Source organism: Streptomyces sp. NPDC013187, from assembly GCF_042899705.1.
GTDB lineage: Bacteria > Actinomycetota > Actinomycetes > Streptomycetales > Streptomycetaceae > Streptomyces > Streptomyces hawaiiensis_A.
The window spans coordinates 237,590-258,457 of the sequence record NZ_JBIBAF010000006.1 but is presented as its reverse complement, the minus strand read 5'-3'; the positions used below and the strand labels follow the sequence as shown (position 1 = coordinate 258,457).

General features: G+C 72.7%; 20 protein-coding genes. 15 read left to right on the top strand and 5 right to left on the bottom strand.

Annotated features, from left to right (window positions below; translation table 11 throughout):
• The 3 genes from ACFY5B_RS14675 to ACFY5B_RS14665 all read left to right on the top strand — a co-directional run.
• Positions 1-1,621: hypothetical protein (locus tag ACFY5B_RS14675; protein WP_389968875.1), on the top strand; the 1,621-nt coding region annotated here is incomplete at its 5' end.
• Positions 1,618-2,826, top strand: a complete 1,209-nt coding sequence (gene mycP, locus ACFY5B_RS14670; RefSeq protein WP_389968873.1) for a type VII secretion-associated serine protease mycosin — start codon at positions 1,618-1,620, stop codon at positions 2,824-2,826. The genes ACFY5B_RS14675 and mycP, both read left to right, overlap by 4 nt.
• A 42-nt stretch (positions 2,827-2,868) precedes the next feature.
• Positions 2,869-3,597, top strand: coding sequence for an SseB family protein (locus ACFY5B_RS14665; protein WP_389968871.1), 729 nt, complete (start codon positions 2,869-2,871; stop codon positions 3,595-3,597).
• A 19-nt stretch (positions 3,598-3,616) separates the two neighbouring features.
• On the opposite strand, the gene ACFY5B_RS14660 is transcribed toward ACFY5B_RS14665, so the two are convergent.
• The gene (locus ACFY5B_RS14660; protein WP_062925865.1) at positions 3,617-3,973 is read right to left on the bottom strand and encodes a DUF1844 domain-containing protein; all 357 of its coding nucleotides are present in this window, start codon (positions 3,971-3,973) and stop codon (positions 3,617-3,619) included.
• A gap of 395 nt (positions 3,974-4,368) precedes the next feature.
• Between ACFY5B_RS14660 and infC the strand changes: the two genes are divergently transcribed.
• From infC to ACFY5B_RS14610, 10 genes are all read left to right on the top strand, one after another.
• Positions 4,369-5,019 (top strand): translation initiation factor IF-3, encoded by a 651-nt coding sequence (gene infC / locus ACFY5B_RS14655; RefSeq protein WP_344454850.1) that lies wholly within the window; start codon positions 4,369-4,371, stop codon positions 5,017-5,019.
• Positions 5,020-5,126: 107 nt separating this feature from the next.
• A complete protein-coding gene (rpmI, locus tag ACFY5B_RS14650) occupies positions 5,127-5,321 on the top strand; it encodes a 50S ribosomal protein L35 (RefSeq protein ID WP_003977225.1) in 195 nt (64 codons plus the stop codon).
• Positions 5,322-5,419: 98 nt separating this feature from the next.
• On the top strand, positions 5,420-5,803 hold the full coding sequence (gene rplT / locus ACFY5B_RS14645; RefSeq protein WP_003989074.1) for a 50S ribosomal protein L20: 384 nt from the start codon (positions 5,420-5,422) through the stop codon (positions 5,801-5,803).
• Between the two features lie 86 nt (positions 5,804-5,889).
• Complete coding sequence (locus ACFY5B_RS14640) at positions 5,890-6,750, top strand: TrmH family RNA methyltransferase (protein ID WP_389968868.1); 861 nt, start codon at positions 5,890-5,892, stop codon at positions 6,748-6,750.
• A 53-nt stretch (positions 6,751-6,803) separates the two neighbouring features.
• Positions 6,804-7,946: an ATP-binding protein gene (locus tag ACFY5B_RS14635; RefSeq protein ID WP_389968866.1), complete on the top strand. Its 1,143-nt coding sequence runs from the start codon at positions 6,804-6,806 to the stop codon at positions 7,944-7,946.
• Between the two features lie 128 nt (positions 7,947-8,074).
• The gene (gene pheS / locus ACFY5B_RS14630) at positions 8,075-9,202 is read left to right on the top strand and encodes a phenylalanine--tRNA ligase subunit alpha (protein WP_389968864.1); all 1,128 of its coding nucleotides are present in this window, start codon (positions 8,075-8,077) and stop codon (positions 9,200-9,202) included.
• Positions 9,202-11,715 carry a phenylalanine--tRNA ligase subunit beta gene (gene pheT, locus ACFY5B_RS14625; protein ID WP_389968862.1) on the top strand — a complete coding sequence of 838 codons (2,514 nt, stop codon included), beginning with the start codon at positions 9,202-9,204 and terminating at the stop codon, positions 11,713-11,715. Before pheS ends, pheT begins: the two co-directional genes overlap by 1 nt.
• A 219-nt stretch (positions 11,716-11,934) precedes the next feature.
• A complete protein-coding gene (locus ACFY5B_RS14620; protein ID WP_389968860.1) occupies positions 11,935-12,951 on the top strand; it encodes a PP2C family protein-serine/threonine phosphatase in 1,017 nt (338 codons plus the stop codon).
• A gap of 267 nt (positions 12,952-13,218) precedes the next feature.
• Complete coding sequence (locus ACFY5B_RS14615; protein WP_389968858.1) at positions 13,219-14,559, top strand: transcriptional regulator; 1,341 nt, start codon at positions 13,219-13,221, stop codon at positions 14,557-14,559.
• A gap of 106 nt (positions 14,560-14,665) precedes the next feature.
• Positions 14,666-15,211 (top strand): NUDIX hydrolase, encoded by a 546-nt coding sequence (locus ACFY5B_RS14610; protein WP_086848493.1) that lies wholly within the window; start codon positions 14,666-14,668, stop codon positions 15,209-15,211.
• Between the two features lie 2 nt (positions 15,212-15,213).
• Here ACFY5B_RS14610 and ACFY5B_RS14605 read toward each other — a convergent pair whose 3' ends face one another.
• Together ACFY5B_RS14605 and ACFY5B_RS14600 are read right to left on the bottom strand one after the other, a co-directional pair.
• Entirely contained in the window at positions 15,214-15,471 is a 258-nt protein-coding gene (locus ACFY5B_RS14605) for a hypothetical protein (protein ID WP_344454416.1), read from the bottom strand.
• A gap of 239 nt (positions 15,472-15,710) precedes the next feature.
• Complete coding sequence (locus tag ACFY5B_RS14600) at positions 15,711-16,586, bottom strand: 3-hydroxybutyryl-CoA dehydrogenase (RefSeq protein ID WP_185009286.1); 876 nt, start codon at positions 16,584-16,586, stop codon at positions 15,711-15,713.
• Between the two features lie 181 nt (positions 16,587-16,767).
• Between ACFY5B_RS14600 and ACFY5B_RS14595 the strand changes: the two genes are divergently transcribed.
• Complete coding sequence (locus ACFY5B_RS14595) at positions 16,768-17,997, top strand: glycoside hydrolase family 10 protein (protein ID WP_389968855.1); 1,230 nt, start codon at positions 16,768-16,770, stop codon at positions 17,995-17,997.
• Between the two features lie 183 nt (positions 17,998-18,180).
• Here the strand turns inward: ACFY5B_RS14595 and ACFY5B_RS14590 are convergent, their stop codons facing one another.
• On the bottom strand, positions 18,181-18,381 hold the full coding sequence (locus ACFY5B_RS14590) for a DUF1918 domain-containing protein (protein ID WP_344454422.1): 201 nt from the start codon (positions 18,379-18,381) through the stop codon (positions 18,181-18,183).
• Positions 18,382-18,474: 93 nt separating this feature from the next.
• Positions 18,475-19,395 (bottom strand): DMT family transporter, encoded by a 921-nt coding sequence (locus ACFY5B_RS14585; protein WP_389968853.1) that lies wholly within the window; start codon positions 19,393-19,395, stop codon positions 18,475-18,477.
• On the opposite strand from ACFY5B_RS14585, the gene ACFY5B_RS14580 reads away from it, so the two are divergent.
• Positions 19,394-20,830, top strand: a complete 1,437-nt coding sequence (locus tag ACFY5B_RS14580; protein WP_389968851.1) for a PLP-dependent aminotransferase family protein — start codon at positions 19,394-19,396, stop codon at positions 20,828-20,830. The genes ACFY5B_RS14585 and ACFY5B_RS14580 overlap by 2 nt on opposite strands.
• The last annotated feature ends 38 nt before the right edge of the window (positions 20,831-20,868 follow it).

Below are 20,868 nucleotides of genomic sequence, written 5' to 3'. Positions count from 1 at the left end.
CCAGGACGGGACCCTGTCGCAGTCCTCCGGCCGGGCAGGGAGTCTCGGCACCCAGGACGGGACCCTGTCGCAGTCCTCCGGCCGGGCAGGGAGTCTCGGCACCCAGGACGGGACCCTGTCGCAGTCCTCCGGCCGGGCAGGGAGTCCCGGCACCCAGGACGGGACCTCGTCGCAGTCCTCCGGCCGGCCCTTCCGCCTCTCCGCGCCCGGCCGTCCGGCCGCTGCGGCCGGGGCGGCCCCGGAGACGACCGGCCGGCCGTTCCGCCTGCCCCCGCCCCGCCGTCCCGGTGCCCCCGGGGACCACGCCTCCGAGACGACCGCACGCCTTCGCCCCGTCCCCGGGGACCCGGCACCGGACGAGCCCGCCGCACCCTTCGGCCGCCCCGCCGCGCACAGGACGGCGGCAGCCCGCCCCGGGTCCGCGCGCCCGGCCCCGGGCGAGCCCGCCGCACCCTTCGGCCGCCCCACCGCGCACAGGACGACGGCAGCCCGCCCCGGGTCCGCGCGCCCCACCACCCCGCCGCGCCCCGCACAGGAGCCGTCGGCACCGGCCGCAACCGGTACCGGTGCCACGACCGGCCGCCCCGCACACGAGCCGCCGGCACCGGCCGCAACCGGTACCGGTGCCACGACCGGCCGCCCCGCACACGAGCCGCCGGCACCGGCCGCGCCCGGCACCGGTGCCGGGCGGGACCTGCCCGTGCCCCCGGCGCCCACCCGGCGGCCCGCACCTTCCGCACCCCCACCCCGCGACCCCGCCCCCGTCTCCCCCGACCCCGCGCTCTCCTGGAGCGCCACGCGCCCCGTCGTGTCCTTCGGCGAGCCCGAGGGCTACGACGGCGACGCGCGGCCCCGGCCGCTCGGCCGGCGCGGAGCGCCCCGGGCCGCCGCGGCCGCCGCCTGCCTCGTGCTCGGGCTGGGGCTCATCTCGGGAGCGGTCACCGGCGGCTGGCTCGTCGGGGGCTCCGGCGACGAGGGCTCACCCAGCACCTTCGCCGCGGCCCAGAACCTCTGGCACAGCGTCCCGGTCGACCAGCTGTTCCCGCCCACCGTGCAGGGCCGGGGCGCCGGGCCCGGCGGAGCGGACCGCACCTGGACCCGGATCGCCGTCGCCCCGGACAGCGGCTGCAAGGACGCCTTCGACCCGCTGCTGCGCAAGGCCCTCGCGCCCGTCGGCTGCGAGCGCCTCCTGCGCGCCACCTACACCGACGCCACCGAGAGCTACGTGACCACCGTCGGCCTGCTCTTCACCACGGCCGACGCCCCCGGCATGACCGCCCTCGCGAACCGTTTCCGCAAGGAGCGCCTGGACCGCCGCAGCGACCTGATGCCCCTGCCGTACGCCGCGCAGGGCACACCCGCCGCGGGCTTCGGCGCCAGGCAGCGCGCCTCCTGGACCGTCTCCGTGCTCACCGAGGCCCCCGTCGTCGTCTACGCCGTCTCCGGCTGGGCCGACGGCCGCACCGTGGACGACCCGCAGCCCGCGGGGGACGCCATGGAGGCCGACGCCACCACCGCCGCCGCCCAGGCCGGCCTCGGCAACGAGGCGCAGGGCCTCGCCGACCGCGTCGAACGCGACCTCCGCAAAGACGTCCGCTCGGCCTCGGAGCGACCCTCGTGACCGCTGTGCACGCCCCGGCCCGGAAACACCCGCGCAGGCCGTCCCGCAAGGCCGCCGCCCTCGGAGCCCTGCTCACCGTCGGTCTCGTCCTCCTCCCCGCCGCCACCGCCCACGCCGACGGCATCCGCGCCCAGCAGTGGGCCCTGGAGGCCATGCACACCGAAGAGGCCTGGCAGACCACGAAGGGCAGGGGCATCACCGTCGCCGTCCTGGACACCGGTGTCGAGGCCGACCACCCCGACCTGGTCGGCAACGTCCTGCCCGGCAAGGACCTGATCCGCTTCGGCGCCGAGCCCGGCGACCGCGCCTGGGCCCGGCACGGCACCGCCATGGCCGGGATCATCGCCGGCCACGGGCACGGCCCGGGCGACGCCGACGGCGTCATCGGCATCGCCCCCGAAGCGAAGATCCTCCCCGTCCGCGTGATCCTGGAGGACGGCGACCCCTCCCGGGCCAAGGCCCGCAGCACCCGCGGCAACGCCCTCGCCGAAGGCATCCGCTGGGCCGCCGACCACGGCGCCGACGTCATCAACCTCTCCCTCGGCGACGACTCCGCCTCCGCACACCCCGAACCCGCCGAGGACCAGGCCATCCAGTACGCCCTGGGCAAAGGCGTGGTCGTCGTCGCCTCCGCGGGCAACGGCGGCGAGAAGGGCGATCACATCTCCTACCCGGCCGCCTACCCGGGCGTCATCGCCGCCACCGCCGTCGACCGAGCCGGAACCCGCGCGTCGTTCTCCACCCGCCGCTGGTACGCCACCGTCAGTGCCCCGGGCGTCGACGTCGTCATCGCCGACCCCGACCACAAGTACTACGAAGGCTGGGGCACCAGCGCCGCCGCCGCCTTCGTCTCCGGCGCCGCCGCCCTGGTCAAGGCGGCCCACCCCGGCCTGGCCCCGGCCCAGATCAAGTCGCTCCTGGAGGACACCGCCCGCAACGCCCCCACCGGGGGCCGGGACGACTCCCGGGGCTACGGCTTCATCGACCCGGCCGCCGCCATCGAGGCGGCCGGCCGGCTCAAGCCCGAGGACCTGCAATCCGCGTCCCACGGCGCGAAGTACTTCGGCAGCGGACCGGACGACGACGCCTCCGGCGACGGCACCGCCGCCTGGGCCGCACCTCTCGCGGGCGGCGCCGGCGGCGTCCTGCTGGTCGCGGCGGTCGTCCTGTGGCGCGGCAGCCGCAGGAGCCGCGAGGACTTCTGAGGCGCTGCCGGGAGCGCAGCGCCCGGCGGATAGGGTCGACGCGTGGCGAACAAGAACATCCCGGACTCCGGCTTCTCCGACGACGACGGCTCCGCCGACCCCCGGCTGAGCGCGGCTCTCGCCGCCTGGGCCGAGGACCGGAGCGCGGTGGGTCCGGTCCTCGCCGCCCTCAAGGCTGCCCGGCTGCTCGTGCCCGTCGTGGCGGTCCTCGGCGAGGTCGAGGAGGACGAGAACGGGCTGCGCCGCGAGAAGACCAGCGACATGGCCGTCCCCACCCTCAAGGCCGGCAACCGCACCGCCCTGCCCGCCTTCACCTCCACGGACTCCCTCGCCCGTTGGGACCCGCAGGCCCGCCCCGTCGCCGTACCGCTGCACCAGGCCCTGCAGGCCGCCGCGCACGAGAAGGCGGACACGATCGTGCTCGACATGGCCGGACCGGTGCCCTTCGAGCTGACCGGCCCCGCCCTGCTCGCCCTCGCCGAGGGCCGTACGACCACCGACCCGCTCAGCGACCCGGCCGTCGTCGGGGCCGTCCGGGACGCCGTCGCCGCCGAGCCCGCCGTCCTGCGCGCCCACCTCGGCCCGGGCCAGGCCGACGGCACCCTCGCCCTGGTGCTGGACCCGTCCGCGGCGCCGGCCGAGGCGGCCAGGGCCGTCGCCGAGCGGCTCGCCGCCGACGCAACACTCAGGGCCCGCCTGGTGCGCGGCCTCGACCTGGCACTGCTGCCTGCCGAGGCGACGCCACCGGGCGAGCCCCTGTTCGTGCGCTGAGGTACGGCTAGGGCACGACCTAGCCGTAGACCGGGCCCGTGTACTTCTCGCCCGGCCCCTGGCCCGGCTCGTCCGGGACGAGCGAGGCCTCGCGGAACGCCAGCTGGAGCGACTTCAGGCCGTCGCGCAGGGGAGCGGCGTGGAAGGAGCTGATCTCGGTCGCGGTGGCGTCCAGCAGACCGGCCAGGGCGTGCACCAGCTTGCGGGCCTCGTCGAGGTCCTTGTGCTTCTCGCCCTCCTCGGTCAGACCGAGCTTCACGGCGGCGGCGCTCATCAGGTTGACGGCGACCGTCACGATCACCTCGACCGCGGGGACCTCGGCGATGTCACGGGCCATGGCGTCGAAGTCGGGGGACTCAGGAGGGGTCTCACTCATGCCCCACACGATAGGCGCAGTGTGCGGTCGGCCCCCACGTGACCCCGGCACGCCCCAATTGGCCGTTCCTGGCCCTTGCTGGTAATCTCGGGTAACGACCGGTCGGACACGTGCGCCTCACAGCCCGCGAGACCGACCCACAAGTGGAGGCTTTCGAACTCCCACCCGATCACCCTCAGGGCGGCGGGTCACCGGTCAGACGGTCCCGTCCCAGCGGCGGCGATCCGTCCGAAATTGCGCCCCGCGGCCCCCGCGGCGGTGCTCCGGTAGTTCGAGGAGCCCCGCCTGGGAATCGTCCGGGGCATTTTTATTGCTTCGGCGCGGTTAGGTCTATCGATAAAAGACGTTACGCGGCCGTCCGCCAGACCGTCGCGTGGTGCTACCGAGGAGGATCCATCAGCGCCGAGCCCCGCATCAACGACCGGATTCGCGTTCCCGAGGTGCGACTTGTCGGTCCCAGTGGCGAGCAGGTGGGCATCGTCCCCCTGGCCAAGGCACTGGAGCTTGCGCAGGAGTACGACCTGGACCTGGTCGAGGTCGCGGCGAACGCCCGTCCGCCCGTGTGCAAGCTCATGGACTACGGGAAGTTCAAGTACGAGTCGGCCATGAAGGCCCGTGAGGCGCGCAAGAACCAGGCGCACACGGTCATCAAGGAGATGAAGCTCCGGCCGAAGATCGACCCGCACGACTATGACACCAAGAAGGGTCACGTCGTCCGGTTCCTCAAGCAGGGCGACAAGGTCAAGATCACGATCATGTTCCGTGGTCGCGAGCAGTCCCGTCCCGAGCTGGGCTACCGACTGCTGCAGCGTCTCGCGGAGGACGTCCAGGACCTCGGTTTCGTCGAGTCGAACCCGAAGCAGGACGGCCGGAACATGATCATGGTTCTCGGTCCGCACAAGAAGAAGACCGAGGCGATGGCCGAGGCTCGCCAGGCGCAGGAAGCCCGCAAGGCGGATGCGAAGGCCAACCCCGGCAAGTCGCAGAACGCCGCGGAGAACGAGGCGCCGGCTGAGGAGCCTGCCGAGGAACCCGCCGAGGCGTGACTCCCGGGACGCCAGTCCCAGGAAGCAACCGATACAAGACGACGCTCCACCGTGCCCGGTTTCGCGACCGGGCACCGGAGCGCCACCGACGAGGAGAGTACGGCGCTATGCCGAAGAACAAGTCGCACAGCGGTGCCAGCAAGCGCTTCAAGATCACCGGCTCCGGCAAGGTGCTGCGCGAGCGCGCCGGCAAGCGCCACCTGCTCGAGCACAAGTCGTCCCGTGTGACGCGTCGCCTCACCGGCAACGCCGAGATGGCCCCGGGCGACGCCGCGAAGATCAAGAAGCTTCTCGGCAAGTGACGTCCGGGCGCGTGAGCGCCGGACGTACGTCAGACCGGGACCCAATCGATTTCGGGTCGTGTGAGCACCCCCACGACCCCGCTACAAGGAGTTAACAAGTGGCACGCGTCAAGCGGGCAGTCAACGCCCACAAGAAGCGCCGGGCGATCCTCGAGCAGGCTTCCGGCTACCGCGGTCAGCGCTCGCGCCTGTACCGCAAGGCCAAGGAGCAGGTCACCCACTCGCTGGTCTACAACTACAACGACCGCAAGAAGCGCAAGGGCGACTTCCGTCAGCTGTGGATCCAGCGCATCAACGCCGCTGCCCGCGCCAACGGCATGACCTACAACCGCTTCATCCAGGGTCTGAAGGCCGCGAACGTCGAGGTCGACCGCAAGATCCTGGCCGAGCTGGCCGTCAACGACGCCGGGGCGTTCGCCGCGCTCGTCGAGGTCGCCCAGAAGGCGCTGCCGAGCGACGTGAACGCGCCGAAGGCTGCGTGACACCGGCTCGAGCCGATGTGACTGAAGGACCCGCAGGCCGGACGGTCTGCGGGTCCTGTTGTGCAGCTACCGAGAAAGCGAACCGGATGCCTCCCGCCACCCCCGAGCTCATCTCCCCCCGCTCGCCCCGCGTCCTGGCCGCGCGGCGGCTGGCCAAGCGGAACTTCCGGGGGAAGGACCGGCTGTTCCTCGCGGAGGGGCCGCAGGCCGTGCGGGAAGCCGCCGGGCACCGGGCCGGGGACGCGGCGACACTCGTGGAGCTGTTCGCCACGCTGGAGGCCGCCGAGCGCTACGCCGACATCGTGGGGGCGGCGCGGGACGCCGGAGCCCGGGTGCACCTCGCCGCCGAGCAGGTCATCGCCGACATCTCCACCACCGTCACCCCGCAGGGGCTCGTCGGTGTCTGCCGGTTCCTGGACACGCCCTTCGAGGAGGTCCTCGCGGCCCGCCCCCGGCTCGTCGCCCTCCTCGCCAACGTCCGTGACCCGGGCAACGCCGGGACGGTACTGCGCTGCGCCGACGCCGCCGGGGCCGAGGCCGTCGTCCTGACCGACGCCTCCGTCGACGTGTACAACCCCAAGGCCGTCCGCGCCTCCGTCGGCTCCCTGTTCCACCTGCCGGTCGCCGTCGGCGTCCCCGTGGAGCAGGCCGTCGACGCACTGCGGGGCGCCGGTGTCCGGGTGCTCGCCGCCGACGGCGCGGGCGACCGCGACCTCGACGACGAGCTCGACAAGGGCACCATGGGCGGGCCCACCGCCTGGGTCTTCGGCAACGAGGCCTGGGGTCTGCCGGAGGAGACGCGTGCCCTCACCGACGCCGTCGTCCGCGTCCCGATCCACGGGAAGGCCGAGAGCCTGAACCTCGCCACCGCCGCCGCCGTATGTCTCTATGCGTCGGCGCGTGCACAGCGCGCCTCCGGAGGGTGCCGCTCCGTCACCGGGAACTAGTAGGGTGACCAGCTCAGGGACCCCTCTGCGAGCCTTGGAGGTGGGGTACGGGGATGACCGTCGGCACGAGCAGCGCACCGGGAGCCCAGGACGCCGGGAGCCCGCCCGCCGCGTCCCGGCCACCCGGTGACCACGCCGGCCTCGGCATCGACCCCGATCAGCTGCCCGACGGGCTCGTCGTCGCCGACGAGCAGGGCCTTGTCATCTGCTTCAACGCCGCCGCCGAGCGCATCACCGCCGTCCGCGCCCGGGACGCCCTCGGGCAGCGCCTGGAGAAGGCACTGCCGTTAGAAGACCTGGAGGGCCGGCGCTGGTGGCAGCTGACCGATCCGTACGGCGGCCTCGCCATCCGCGTCGGACAGCCGGAGCGGAACCTGCTCCTGCCCGGCGGCCGTGAGGTGCTGGTCTCCGCGCGCTACGTGCGCACCCGGCCCACCGGACCCCTGAGGCGCCTGGTCGTCACCCTGCGCGACACCGAGGCCCGCCGCCGCACCGAACGCAGCCACGCCGAACTGATCGCCACCGTCGCCCACGAACTGCGCTCCCCGCTGACCTCGGTCAAGGGCTTCACCGCCACGCTGCTCGCCAAGTGGGAACGCTTCACCGACGACCAGAAACGCCTGATGCTGGAGACCGTCGACGCCGACGCCGACCGGGTCACCCGGCTCATCGCCGAGCTGCTCGACATCTCCCGGATCGACTCCGGCCGCCTGGAGGTGCGCCGCCAGCCCGTCGACATCGGCGCCGCCGTCGGACGGCACATCCAGGCCTACGTCGCCGCCGGGCAGCCCGCCGACCGGTTCCTGCTGCGCGTCCAGCAGCCGCTGCCCGACCTGTGGGCCGATCCCGACAAGATCGATCAGGTGCTCAGCAACCTGCTCGAAAATGCCGTGCGGCACGGCGAGGGAACTGTCACGATCGACGTCACGGCCACGGCGTCCCCCCGCGAGGACGAGGACACCGGTACGTCGGTCACGGTGAGCGACGAGGGGCCCGGCATCCCGGAGGAGTCCATGAACCGCGTCTTCACCCGCTTCTGGCGGGGCAGCAAGCGCGGCGGGACGGGCCTCGGGCTCTACATCGTCAAGGGCATCGTCGAGGCCCACGGCGGCACGATCACGGTCGGCCGCGCCCCCGGCGCCGGCGCCGAGTTCCGATTTACGTTGCCCGTGAGCGCTCCGGCCTATCTCGCCTGAGCCCCGCGGGCGCATTCGCATACCTCCGCCCCGTTAGACTCGGCCATTGGCACCTTTGTGTCCCACCAGACGGCCGTCCGAGTCGGTGACGGGGACCTTCAGCCAGCCAATCGGAAGCACGGGAAGAGATGTCGGCACCGAATAAGTCGTACGACCCTGTCGAGGTCGAGACGTTGAAACCGGAAGAGATCGAGCGCATGCGGGACGAGGCGCTCGCCGCCTTCGCCGCCGCGGACTCCCTCGACGCGCTCCACGAGGCCAAGGTCGCCCAGACGGGCCCCACCTCCCCGCTGGCCCTCGCCAACCGCGAGATCGGCGCCCTGCCCCCGCACGCCAAGGCCGAGGCCGGCAAGCGCGTCGGCCAGGCCCGCGGTGCCGTGAACAAGGCCCTCGCCGCCCGCCAGGTGGAGCTCGAGGCCGAGCGGGACGCGCGCGTGCTCGTCGAGGAGGCGGTGGACGTCACGCTGCCGTACGACCGCGTGCCGGCCGGCGCCCGGCACCCGCTCACCACCATGATGGAGCGCGTCGCGGACGTCTTCGTGGCCATGGGCTACGAGGTCGCCGAAGGACCGGAGGCCGAGGCGGAGTGGTTCAACTTCGACGCCCTGAACTTCCTGCCCGACCACCCCGCCCGGCAGATGCAGGACACCTTCTTCGTCCAGGGCCCCAAGGGCACCGACGAGTCCGGGTCCGGCGTCGTGCTGCGCACCCACACCTCTCCGGTGCAGGCCCGCGCGCTGCTCGACCGTGAGCTGCCGGTCTACATCGTCTGCCCCGGCCGCGTGTTCCGCACCGACGAGCTCGATGCCACGCACACGCCCGTCTTCCACCAGATCGAGCTGCTGGCGGTGGACGAGGGCCTGACGATGGCCGACCTCAAGGGCACCCTGGACCACATGGTCCAGGCCCTGTTCGGCGCGGACATGAAGACCCGGCTGCGGCCGAACTTCTTCCCGTTCACCGAGCCGAGCGCCGAGATGGACATGCTCTGCTACGTCTGCAAGGGCGAGTCCATCGGCAACCCGGACCGCCCCTGCCGCACCTGCTCCTCCGAGGGCTGGATCGAGCTCGGCGGCTGCGGCATGGTCAACCCGCGGGTGCTCACCGCCTGCGGCGCCGACCCCGAGAAGTACAGCGGGTTCGCCTTCGGGTTCGGCATCGAGCGGATGCTGATGTTCCGCCACAACGTCGAAGACATGCGAGACATGGTCGAGGCTGACGTCCGGTTCACCCGGCCGTTCGGGATGGAGATCTGATGCGGGTCCCGCTTTCTTGGCTGCGGGAGTACGTCGACCTGCCGGAGACGGAGACCGGTCGTGACGTGCAGGCCAAGCTCATTTCGGCCGGTCTGGAGGTCGAGACCGTCGAGCAGCTCGGCGCCGACCTCAAGGGTCCGCTGGTCGTCGGCCAGGTGGCGACGATCGAGGAGCTGACGGAGTTCAAGAAGCCGATCCGCTTCTGCACCGTCGACGTCGGCCAAGCCAACGGCACGGGTGAGACCCAGGAGATCGTCTGCGGCGCCCGCAACTTCGCCGTGGGCGACAAGGTCGTCGTGGCCCTGCCCGGCGCCGTCCTGCCCGGTGACTTCCAGATCGCCGAGCGCAAGACCTACGGCCGGATGTCGCGCGGCATGATCTGCTCCAGCGAAGAGCTGAACATGGGCGACGACGGCACCAAGGGCATCATCGTCCTGCCGCCGGAGACCGAGGTCGGCAAGGACGCAATCGAGCTGCTGGAGCTGGTCGACGAGGTCCTCGACATCGCGGTCACGCCCGACCGCGGCTACTGCCTGTCGCTGCGCGGCGTGGCGCGTGAGACCGCCATCGCCTACGGCCTGCCGCTGCGCGACCCGGCCCTGATCGACGTGCCCGCCCCGAACGCCTACGGCTACTCGGTGCAGATCTCCGACCCCACCGGCTGCGACCGCTTCACCGCCCGTACGGTGACCGGCCTCAGCGCGGAGGCCCGCTCCCCGATCTGGCTCCAGCGCCGGCTGCAGAAGGTCGGCATGCGCCCGATCTCCCTCGCCGTCGACGTCACCAACTACGTGATGATGGAGCTCGGCCAGCCGCTGCACGCCTACGACCGCGGCCTGGTCCAGGGCACGATCGGCGTACGCCGGGCCGAGGCGGGCGAGAAGCTCACCACCCTCGACGGTGTCGAGCGCACGCTGGACGCCGAGGACCTGGTGATCACCGACGACCGCGGCCCGATCGGGCTCGCCGGCGTCATGGGCGGCGCCAACACGGAGATCGCCGACCACGACGACCTCGAGAACGCCACGGCGGACGTCGTCATCGAGGCCGCGCACTTCGACGCTGTGTCCATCGCGCGCACGGCCCGCCGTCACAAGCTGTCCTCCGAGGCGTCCCGGCGCTTCGAGCGCGGCGTCGACCCGCAGGCCGCGGCGGCCGCCGCGCAGCGCACCGTCGACCTGCTGGTGCTGCTCGCGGGCGGCACCGCCGAGGCCGGCGTCACCGAGGTCATCGCCCCCTCCGCGCCGCACACCATCACCATCCCGGCCGACCACCCCGACAAGGTCGCGGGCGTCGCCTACGGCCGCGAGACCGTCGTACGCCGCCTCCAGGAGGTCGGCTGCGACGTGTACGGGCAGGACGAGCTGGTCGTCACGGTGCCGTCCTGGCGGCCCGACCTCACCGACCCGAACGACCTTGCCGAAGAGGTCATCCGGCTGGAGGGCTACGAGAACCTGCCCTCCACGCTGCCCAAGCCGCCGGCCGGTCTCGGCCTGACGGACCGGCAGCGGCTGCACCGCCGCGTCGGCCGCGCCCTGGCCGGTGCCGGGTATGTCGAGGCGCTGAACTACCCGTTCATCGGCGAGCAGGTCTTCGACCAGCTCGGCCTGGAGAAGGACGACCCGGCCCGCCGCGTCGTCAAGCTCAGCAACCCGCTGAGCGACGAGGAGCCCGCGCTGCGCACCTCGCTCCTGCCGGGTCTGCTCGCCGCCCTGCGCCGCAACGACGGCCGGGGCTCGCACGACCTCGCGCTGTTCGAGACCGGTCTGGTCTTCCGGCCGCGCGAGGAGCAGCGGATCGCGGCCGTGCCGCCCGTCGACCGCCGCCCGAACGACGAGGAGCTCGCCGAGCTGAACGCGGCGCTGCCCGAGCAGCCGCGACACGTGGCCGTGGTTCTCGCCGGTGCGCGCGAGCAGGCCGGCTGGTGGGGCAAGGGCCGTCCGGCCGACTGGGCCGACGCGGTCGAGGCCGCACGGTCCGTCGCGCGGGAGGCCGGAGCCGAGCTCGTCATCCGCAAGGGGCAGTACGGCCCGTGGCACCCGGGGCGGTGCGCCGAGCTGGCGGTCACCGTGGACGGTGCCGATCGGATCGTGGGGCACGCGGGCGAGCTGCATCCGCGGGTCGTGAAGGCCCTCGGTCTTCCGGCGCGCACCTGCGCGATGGAGCTCGACCTGGACGCGGTGGAGACCGCCGGTGACGCCACGGCCGCGGCACCCCGGATCTCCACGTTCCCCGTCGCCACGCAGGACGTCGCCCTGGTCGTCGACGCGTTCGTGCCGGCCGTGGACGTCGAGGCGGCACTGCGGGACGGAGCCGGGGAACTGCTGGAGTCCATCCGGCTGTTCGACGTGTACGAGAACGCCGAGCAGCTGGGGGAGGGGCGAAAGTCGCTGGCGTACGCGCTGCGGTTCCGCGCCACCGACCGGACGCTGACCGTGGACGAGGCGTCCGCGGCCCGGGACGCCGCGGTCGCCCTCGCGGGTGAGCGTGTGGGTGCGGAGCTGCGGAGCTGAGTGCCCAAGGGCGGGGAGCTGCGGTGTGCCGGCGGCCGCGGATACGTCGTGGCCGTTCGCGCAGTTCCCCGCGGCCCCGAGAGAGGGTCGGGTCACCTCACTCGTTTGAGTGGTAAAGGTGGGTGATCTCCCCTTTCTCGGCGAGCTGTCGACAGAATCGGACCGGCCTTCTCGGGCCGGTCCGATTCTGTGTGTCAGGGCCTTTGGGGGGCCATCGGCATGATCCGCGTCAGGGGTCGGGTACGCACCCTCGGTCTTCCCATCGCTTGGGGCGCGGCGGCGGTCACGTACAAGCTGGTCTGTCCGCTCGCCCAGGAGACCGGTCTCCAGGCACGACTCGTCACCAGTGCCGTGTTCTTCGCCGTCGGGACCGCGCTGATCCTGCATGTGCGGCACTCGCTGATGCGGGAGCTGCGGCAGTTGCGCCGGGTCGCCGGCGCCGCACAGCGCGCACTGCTGCGTCCGCCGCCCTCACGGATCGACGGGCTGGACGTGGCCGCCGCCCAGCTGTCGGTGGAGCGGGGCGCAGCGGTCGGGGGCGACCTGTACGAGGTGGTCGCCACCGAGCACGGCGTCCGGGCCGTGATGGGTGACGTGCGCGGGCACGGGATCGGCGCGCTCGGGACCGTCGCCGCCGTGCTCGGCTGCTTCCGCGAGGCGGCGCACGACGAGGAGGACCTCGGCGGGATCCTGCGCCGGCTGGAACGGGCCCTGGACCGGCATCTGCGGCAGGAGCATCCCGCGAGCGCCGCCGAGGAGTTCGTGACCCTGCTCCTCGTGGAGATCCGTCCCGACGGCGAGATGCTCGCGCTGAACTGCGGCCATCCCTGGCCGTACCTGCTGAGCCGTGGCCGGGTGGAGCAACTGGCCCCCGGCGACCCGCAGCCGCCACTGGGCCTGTTCCCGCTGCCCGCCGTCCTGCCGACGATGGGCCTCGGGTACCTCGCCTTCGAAGACGCTCTGTTCCTCTACACGGACGGCGCCCAGGACGCCCGCGACGCCCGTGGCCGGTTCTTCCCGCTGGGGAGTGCGCTGACGAGCGTCGCGGGCGACGGCCCGCTCTCCTCGCAGGGTGTCGTCGGCAGGATCTCAGCGTCCCTCCTCCACCACACCCGCGGCGAACCGCCGGACGACATCGCGCTGCTCGTGCTCACGAACAGCGGTGGGATGCCGTCAGGGGCGCGGGGAACTGCGCGATCGACCACGACGTGCCCGCAGTCGACCACACACCTCTGACACCGCGGCGAGAGAAGGCATCGCCGGCAAAGCCGTCCGCCCCGCCACGGAGTGTCGGGCAGGCAGCCGGGCGGACGGCGGTAGCGGGCCGCCGCACTGTACGAGGGGGAGCCGGCGGCCCGGCCGGCCTCTTTCGAGGCAGTTCAGTCAACCGGCCCGCGACTCAGAGCGACAGCGCGCACACCCTGCGGATTCGAGCACTCCGTTCACACCCCGTGTGAAGGCGGAACCACTACTCTGTCCGCACCGAGCCACCGGGGGGCCCACATGCAGCCCAACACTCTGCTCGACGCGATCCTGGACGAGGCCGGGATCTCGCACGCGGGGCTGGCCGCACACGTCAATCAGGCAGGGCGGGCCCGTGGCCTGTCCCTGAGATACGAACACACCGCCGTCGCCCGGTGGCTGAAGGGGCAGCGCCCCCGGGGCCAAGTGCCCGACCTGATCTGCGAAGTGCTCGCCGCCCGGCTGCAACGGCACGTCACCCTCGACGACATCGGCCTCGGTGTGCCCGGCGAGCCGTCCGCCCCGCACACCGGCACGCTGTCCGGCTTCGTCGAACGGGCCACCGCCCTGTGGCGCTCCGACCAGCAGCAGCGCCCGCACATCCTGGGCGCGCCCGCCCTCACCGGCACCCCAGCCGTGATGCCGGTGTGGGAATGGGAGAACCCGCCGGAGGACGTGGACGTCTCCCGGGGTGGCAGACACCGGGTCACCGCGGGCGACCTGGAGATGCTGCGCTCCGCCCGTACGCACTACGAGCAGATGTACCGCAAGGCCGGGGGCATCGCCACCCGGGCCCGGATCGTCGGTTTCCTCAACGCCGAGGCCGCCCCGCTGCTGCGCGGCAGCTACACCGACGAGACCGGCCGCCAGCTGCACCGGGCCACCGGCGGGTTGGTGGCGGTCGCCGGTATCTGCGCCTACGACTCCGACGCGCACGGGCTGGCCCAGCGCTACTTCCACCAGGCGCTGCGGCTGGCGAAGGCCAGCGGCGACCGGGGACTCGGGGCGTACGTCATCGCCCTGTTGGTCAACCAGTCGCTGTTCATGCGGGAGTACCGGCAGGCCGTCGCCTTCGCGGAGGCCGCGCTGCGGGCCGCCGGCAAGCACATCACCCCGGCGCTCGCCTCCGACCTCTACGCGATGCAGGCCAAGGCGTACGCGCATCTCGGCGACGGCACGAGCGCCCTGGCCCGCATCCGGCGGGCCGAGCAGGCGGCCGAGCGCATCCGGCGCGGCTACGAGCCGGACGAGACCGGCTATGTCCAGCCCGGGCTCGTGAACGTCCAGGTGGCCGAGGCACTGCTGAGCCTGGGCGAGATCGCCGCCGCCGGGGAGCATGCCGCGGCCGCCGTGGACAACCCGGCGCACGACCGCGGGCGGGTGCACCGGCTGGCCATGCTCAGCACCATCGAGCTGCGGCAGGGCAACGCCGACAAGGCGGTGGCCATCGCCGTGCAGATGGCCGAGCAGGCCCGGGGCATGGAGTCCCAGCGGCTGCGCGACCGGCTGCGCGCGGTGCGGGAGCACCTGGTGCGCAGTGGCTGCGCGGGCACGGCCGAGGCCGCCGAACTCATCGACGGAGCGCTGCGCGTACCGTTGTAGATCCGGGCCGGGGTGCCCGTACCGCTCCGAGGCGCCTCCTGTGCGCCTGCTACCCATCCGTCCCTGCTGCGATATTGCCCCTTACTCGACGGAAGGTGGCAGAACCGTGCAGTGGACGAAACACAACGAGCAGACTGTGTACTCAAACCGCTGGTTCAGCGTCAACCTCGCGGATGTCGAACTGCCGGACGGCAGGCATCTGGACCACTTCCTCATACGGCTGCGGCCCGTTGCGGTGGCCACGGTCGTGAACGAGGCCAACGAGGTGCTGCTGCTCTGGCGGCACCGCTTCATCACCGACAGCTGGGGGTGGGAACTCGCGGCGGGAGTGGTCGAGGACGGTGAGGACATCGCCCGTGCGGCCGCCAGGGAACTGGAGGAGGAGACCGGCTGGCGGCCGGGACCCCTGCACCACCTCATGAGCGTGGAGCCGTCCAACGGGCTCACCGACGCCCGGCACCACGTGTACTGGGCCGACGAGGGCGAGTACGTCGGTCACCCCGTGGACGACTTCGAGTCGGACCGCCGGGAATGGGTGCCCCTCAAGCTCGTCCCCGACATGGTCGCCCGCGGCGAGGTCCCGGCAGCCAACATGGCGGCCGCGTTACTCCTGCTGCACCATCTCAGGCTCGGTCAGGACACGTTGCCCTGAAGCTAGCGCCCCAGCGCCTGCCAGATCGTCATGACGAGGGCGCCCACGGCGGTGAGGGCGGCGACCGCGGGCAGCGGCCAGCGCGCGTGTTCCAGCGAGTTGATCCGGGTGTTGAGCTCGTCGAGTTCCTTGGCGGTCTCCTCGGTGCGATGGCTGAGCAGAGCCAGCCCGCCCTCGACGCGGGCGTACGCCACATCGAGGCGGCGCCGTAACTCTGCGAGTTCTCCGTGGACGACGGGATGCTCGGGCTCGGCGGTCACGAGTCCGCTCCTTTCCGTAGTCGTTTCACATCCCTTGCATGCGCATGAGGAGTCAACTCGCCTGGTGGGCGCCTGGGGAGAGTGTGCGTAGGGCATATGCGAGCCCGGCGCGCACACGGTGTGTGAATGCCGCGGGCCGGGCACCCGTTCCGGTGCCCGGCCCGCGGCATGGCCGAAATCTGACCGTCCGTAATCGGCCTCGGGGAGGGGACCCGTCACGGCACGGCGAAGTGGATCGGTCAGGCGTAGGTGTAGAAGCCCGAGCCCGTCTTGCGGCCCAGCCGGCCCGCGTCGACCATGCGCTGCAGGAGCGGGGGAGCGGCGTACAGCGGCTCCTTGTACTCCTCGTACATGGACTGGGCGACCGAGGCGACCGTGTCCAGGCCGATCAGGTCGGACAGCTTCAGGGGGCCCATCGGGTGGGCGCAGCCCATCTCCATGCCGTTGTCGATGTCCTCGCGGCTGGCGATGCCCGTCTCGAACATCCGGATCGCGGAGAGCAGGTACGGGATCAGCAGCGCGTTGACCACGAAACCGGAGCGGTCCTGGGCGCGGATCGCGTGCTTGCCGAGCAGTTTCTCGGTGAACAGCTGGGCCCGGCTGATCGTGCCCTCGGAGGTGGTGAGCGCCGGGATCAGCTCGACGAGCTTCTGCACCGGGGCCGGGTTGAAGAAGTGGATGCCGATGACCTGGTCAGGGCGCGAGGTCGCGACCGCCAGCTTCACCAGCGGGATCGAGGAGGTGTTGGACGCCAGGATCGCGTCCGGCCGGGTCACGACCTGGTCGAGCACCTGGAAGATCTCGGTCTTGACCTGCTCGTTCTCGACGACGGCCTCGATCACCAGGTCACGGTCGGCGAACTCGCCGAGATCCGTGGTGAAGCTGAGGCGCGCCAGCGTGGCCTCCTGCTCCTCCTCGGTGATCTTGCCGCGCTCGGCTGCCTTGGCCAGGGAGGTGAACAGCCGGGTGCGGCCGATCTCCAGAGCCTCGCCGGTGGTCTCGGCGACCATGACGTCCAGGCCGGCCCGGGCGCACACCTCGGCGATGCCCGCGCCCATCTGACCGCAGCCCACGACTCCGACGCGTGCAATGTCTCCCGCTGGGATGTCCGTCACATCGTCCCTTTCGCTGCTGATCTACGTCCGGGCAGACCGGCCGGGTCCCGGCGCCTGCTCCGTTCGTGCACGTTACTCCGAAGTATCGATGATCGATCGCGGGGGGCGGGGCGCGGATCGGGCATGCTGGCCACGAAGCGATCCGCGACCGGGCGGATCCGCGGCTTTTTGGGGCATGCGGATGGGACGAGTCTCACGCAGGGCGTTCGCGGTCGCGGCGCTGTCGGCTTTCACGATGATGCCTCAGGCGTCGGCCGCGGGCGGGCGCGGGGGCGGGGCCGCGGGCTCCGAGATGCGGGGCGTCTGGATCGCGTCCGTGGCCAACCGGGACTGGCCGTCCAAGCCGGGGCTGACCGCCTCACAGCAGCGCGCCGAACTGCTCGCCCACCTCGACACAGCGGTCCGCAACCGGCTCAACACCGTGTTCTTCCAGGTCCGCCCCACGGCGGACGCCCTGTGGCCCTCACCGTACGAGCCGTGGTCGCAGTACCTCACCGGCATTCAGGGCAAGGACCCCGGCTGGGATCCGCTGGGCACGGCCGTCCGCGAGGCGCATGCCCGAGGTCTTCGGCTGCACGCCTGGTTCAACCCGTACCGGATCGCCGCCCACGCCGATCCGGCCCGGCTCGCCGCCTCCCACCCGGCGCGCAAGAACCCGGACTGGGTGGTGACGTACGGCGGGAAGCTCTTCTACAACCCGGGGCTGCCCGAGGTCCGTGCCTTCGTCGAGGACGCGATGCTCGACGCGGTGGCGAAGTACCCCGTGGACGGCGTCCACTTCGACGACTATTTCTATCCCTACCCCGTGGCGGGGCAGAGCTTCGACGACGACGACGCCTACGACGAGTACGGCGACGGCTTCCCGGACCGGGCCGCCTGGCGGCGGGACAACATCGACCGGCTGGTGCGCGAGACCGCGGACCGGGTGCAGGAGGTCCGGCCGAGCGCCCGCTTCGGCATCAGCCCGTTCGGCGTGTGGCGCAACGCCTCGACGGACCCGGCCGGTTCGGACACCCGGGCCGGTGTGGAGACGTACGACGACCTGCACGCGGACACCCGGAAGTGGGTGCGCGAGGGCTGGATCGACTACATCGTCCCGCAGCTGTACTGGAACATCGGCTTCGCCGCCGCCGACTACGCCAAGCTGGTGCCCTGGTGGGCGGAGGTCGCGCGCGACAGCCCCACGCAGCTGTACGTGGGGGAGGCGCTGTACAAGGCCGGTGACCCGGCGCAGCCCGCGGCGTGGCAGGAGACGGCTGAACTCTCCCGGCATCTGAAGCTGGCCGGGAAGTACGCGCAGGTGCGCGGACACGTCTATTTCGCCGCCCGGGACGTAGCGGCCGACCGGATCGGGGCGATGGCACGGGTGGTAGCCGACCACTACGGCCAGCCGGCGTCGCCTCCGCGCTGAGACGTGCCGCCGGGGCTGGGCCGACGACCAGGGGCGCCCGGCGCCTCCCGTGCCGAGTCGCCGACGAACAGGGGCGGTCGGCGCCATCCCCGTGCCGAGTCGCCGCCGAACAGGGACGGCCGGCGCCGCCTCCACGTAGGGTCGCAGGCCACTACGGACAGCAGCGGCCGCTCCCGCGCCGAGTCACGGCCCGGTCGTGGTCTCCCGGTGCCGGATCTCCGTGTCGGGTCCCGGCGAGCACACGCCCTCGTGCCCGTCCTCGAACCGGACGCGGTACGGGGGGTTGCCTCCCTGGCCGAGCACTTCGACGATCTCGCCGATCTTGTCGTGCTGACCGACCACCCTGCCGTGCTGGACAAGCTGGTCGCCCACGGTTGCGCGCATCTGGGGCCTCCTCACGATGTGCGGAGCAGCGGTCCGTGACCTTGAGTCTACGGCGGGGTGCGCCCGTCGGCAGTGGCCGTGCACGCTCCCCGCTCAGCCGCGTGATCGCTGTGTGACGGCGATGCAGACCAGCACCGCCGCGGCCGTCAGCGGGGCGGCCACCGTGAGGTGTTCGCCCAGCAGCAGGACCGACCACACCAGTGTGAGCAGCGGCTGGGCGAGCTGCAACTGGCTGGCCTTGGGGATGCCGATGGCCGCCATGCCGCGGTACCAGACGACCAGCCCGACGAACTGCGACCCCGCCGCGACCCAGAGCAGACCGGTGACGCTGTGCGCGGTCAGCCGCACGGGTTCATGGGCCAGGGCGATCGAGGCGACCGGCACGGTCAGTGGCAGGCACAGCACCAGCGCCCAGCCGATCACCTGCCAGCCCGGCATGACCCGGGCCAGCCGACCGCCCTCGGTGTAGCCGGCCGCGCAGACCACAAGCGCCGCGAACAGGTACAGGTCGGCGGTGGTCAGGGCGCCGCCGCTCTGCTGCACGGTGAAGGCCAGCACCGCCGCCGCGCCCGCGAGGGCGGCGATCCAGAAGGTACGCGAGGGCCGGGCGCCGACGCGCAGGGCCGAGAAGAGCGCCGTGGTGAGGGGGAGCAGGCCGACCACGACGGCTGCGTGCGCGGTGGTGGAGGTCTGCAGTGCCAGCGTGGTCAGCAGCGGGAAGCCGAGGACGACGCCGGCTCCGACGACCGCGAGGCCCGGCCGGTGCCGCCGGGCGGGCAGCGGCACGCGCAGCGCGAGGAGAGCCGAGCCCGCGATCACCGCGGCCAGGACGCTCCGCACGGCGACGAGCGACCAGGGCCCGAACCCCTCCAGACCCCAGGCGGTCGCGGGGAACGTGAGGGAGAAGGCGACGACACCGAGGGCGGCCAGGAGGGTGCCGAAGCCGCGGCCCTCCCGGCCCGCGGTGGCGACTGCTATCGCGGGCGGCGCAGTAGCGCTACTCTGTGCTCTCATGCAAGAGCGTAGCAGTGTGGGTGAACTGGCGGAACTGCTGCGACGGGAGCTCGACCGCTACTCACCAGGTGGAAAGCTGCCGTCGAGTCGGGCTCTGGTCGAGCGGTTCCGGGTGAGCCCCGTGACGGTGTCCCGGGCCCTTGCGCAGCTCGCCGCCGAAGGCCTGGTGGTCACCCGGCCCGGCGCGGGCGCCTTCCGCGCGCAGGCCCGGACGACACCGGCACCCGCCGGCGACACCTCCTGGCAGGAGGTCGCGCTCAGCGCGGACGGCGCCGCCGACCTCGTGCCGCGCTCCGTGGACGCCTCCGGGGTGCTGGTGTCGCTGGCCGCGCCGCCACCCGGCGTGATCGAGTTCAACGGCGGCTATCTGCACCCGTCGCTGCAGCCCGAGCGGGCGATGGCCGCCGCCCTCTCGCGCGCCGGGCGCCGCCCCGGTGCCTGGGGGCGGCCGCCCATGGAGGGGCTGCCGGAGCTGCGCGAGTGGTTCGCGCGGAGCATCGGCGGGTCGGTCACGGCCGCCGAGGTGCTGGTCACCGCCGGAGGGCAGTCCGCGCTCACCACCGCCCTGCGCGCCCTCGCCCCGCCCGGCGCACCCGTCCTGGTCGAATCGCCCACCTACCCCGGCATGCTCGCCATCGCCCGCGCCGCCGGCCTGCGTCCGGTGCCCGTCCCGGTGGACGCCGACGGCGTGCGTCCGGCGCTGCTCGCGGACGCCTTCCGGGCCACCGGTGCACCGGCCTTCGTCTGCCAGCCGCTCTTCCAGAACCCCACGGGCGCGGTGCTCGGACCCGAGCGGCGCGCCGAGGTGCTGCGCATCGCCCGGGAGGCGGGCGCGTTCGTCGTCGAGGACGACTTCGTGCGGCGGCTCGTCCACGAGGACGCGGGGCCGCTGCCGCGCCCGCTGGCCGCCGACGACCCCGACGGCGTCGTCGTCCACGTCTCCTCGCTGACCAAGGCGACCTCGCCGAGCTTCCGGGTGAGTGCCCTGGCCGCACGCGGCCCGGTCCTGGAACGGCTGCGCGCGATCCAGGTCGTCGACACGTTCTTCGTGCCGCGTCCCCTCCAGGAGGCCGCTCTGGAACTCGTCGGCTCGCCCGCCTGGCCACGTCATCTGCGGGCTGTGTCCGCGGAGTTGAAGGCCCGGCGGGACGCGATGACCGGCGCCCTCGCCCTGCGGCTGCCGGAGTTCGCCCTGCCGCACATTCCCTCCGGCGGCTACCACCTGTGGCCACGCCTGCCCGACGGCACGGACGAGTCGGCCCTGACCTCCGCGGCCCTGCGCGCCGGGGTCGCTCTCGCCCCCGGCCGCCCGTACTTCAGCGCCGAACCCCCGGCCGCGCACGTCCGGCTGAGCTTCGCGGCGGTCGCCGGGACCGGGGAGATCGCGGAGGGCGTACGGCGGCTGCGTACGGCCTGCGACGAGGTACTGGGATAACCGCTCGACGCACCTTCGGGCGGCCTGCGAGCATCGCG

What these genes read in the sequence shown, in the direction of transcription:
- ACFY5B_RS14585 (WP_389968853.1), bottom strand. Translation starts at nt 19,395, where the DNA reads ATGAGAGCACAGAGTAGCGCTACTGCGCCGCCCGCGATAGCAGTCGCC.
- ACFY5B_RS14580 (WP_389968851.1), top strand. Translation starts at nt 19,394, where the DNA reads ATGCAAGAGCGTAGCAGTGTGGGTGAACTGGCGGAACTGCTGCGACGG.
- ACFY5B_RS14640 (WP_389968868.1), top strand. Translation starts at nt 5,890, where the DNA reads ATGCCTCCCGCCACCCCCGAGCTCATCTCCCCCCGCTCGCCCCGCGTC.
- ACFY5B_RS14590 (WP_344454422.1), bottom strand. Translation starts at nt 18,381, where the DNA reads ATGCGCGCAACCGTGGGCGACCAGCTTGTCCAGCACGGCAGGGTGGTC.
- ACFY5B_RS14595 (WP_389968855.1), top strand. Translation starts at nt 16,768, where the DNA reads ATGGGACGAGTCTCACGCAGGGCGTTCGCGGTCGCGGCGCTGTCGGCT.
- ACFY5B_RS14635 (WP_389968866.1), top strand. Translation starts at nt 6,804, where the DNA reads ATGACCGTCGGCACGAGCAGCGCACCGGGAGCCCAGGACGCCGGGAGC.
- ACFY5B_RS14660 (WP_062925865.1), bottom strand. Translation starts at nt 3,973, where the DNA reads ATGAGTGAGACCCCTCCTGAGTCCCCCGACTTCGACGCCATGGCCCGT.
- pheS (WP_389968864.1), top strand. Translation starts at nt 8,075, where the DNA reads ATGTCGGCACCGAATAAGTCGTACGACCCTGTCGAGGTCGAGACGTTG.
- ACFY5B_RS14620 (WP_389968860.1), top strand. Translation starts at nt 11,935, where the DNA reads ATGATCCGCGTCAGGGGTCGGGTACGCACCCTCGGTCTTCCCATCGCT.
- pheT (WP_389968862.1), top strand. Translation starts at nt 9,202, where the DNA reads ATGCGGGTCCCGCTTTCTTGGCTGCGGGAGTACGTCGACCTGCCGGAG.
- ACFY5B_RS14615 (WP_389968858.1), top strand. Translation starts at nt 13,219, where the DNA reads ATGCAGCCCAACACTCTGCTCGACGCGATCCTGGACGAGGCCGGGATC.
- rpmI (WP_003977225.1), top strand. Translation starts at nt 5,127, where the DNA reads ATGCCGAAGAACAAGTCGCACAGCGGTGCCAGCAAGCGCTTCAAGATC.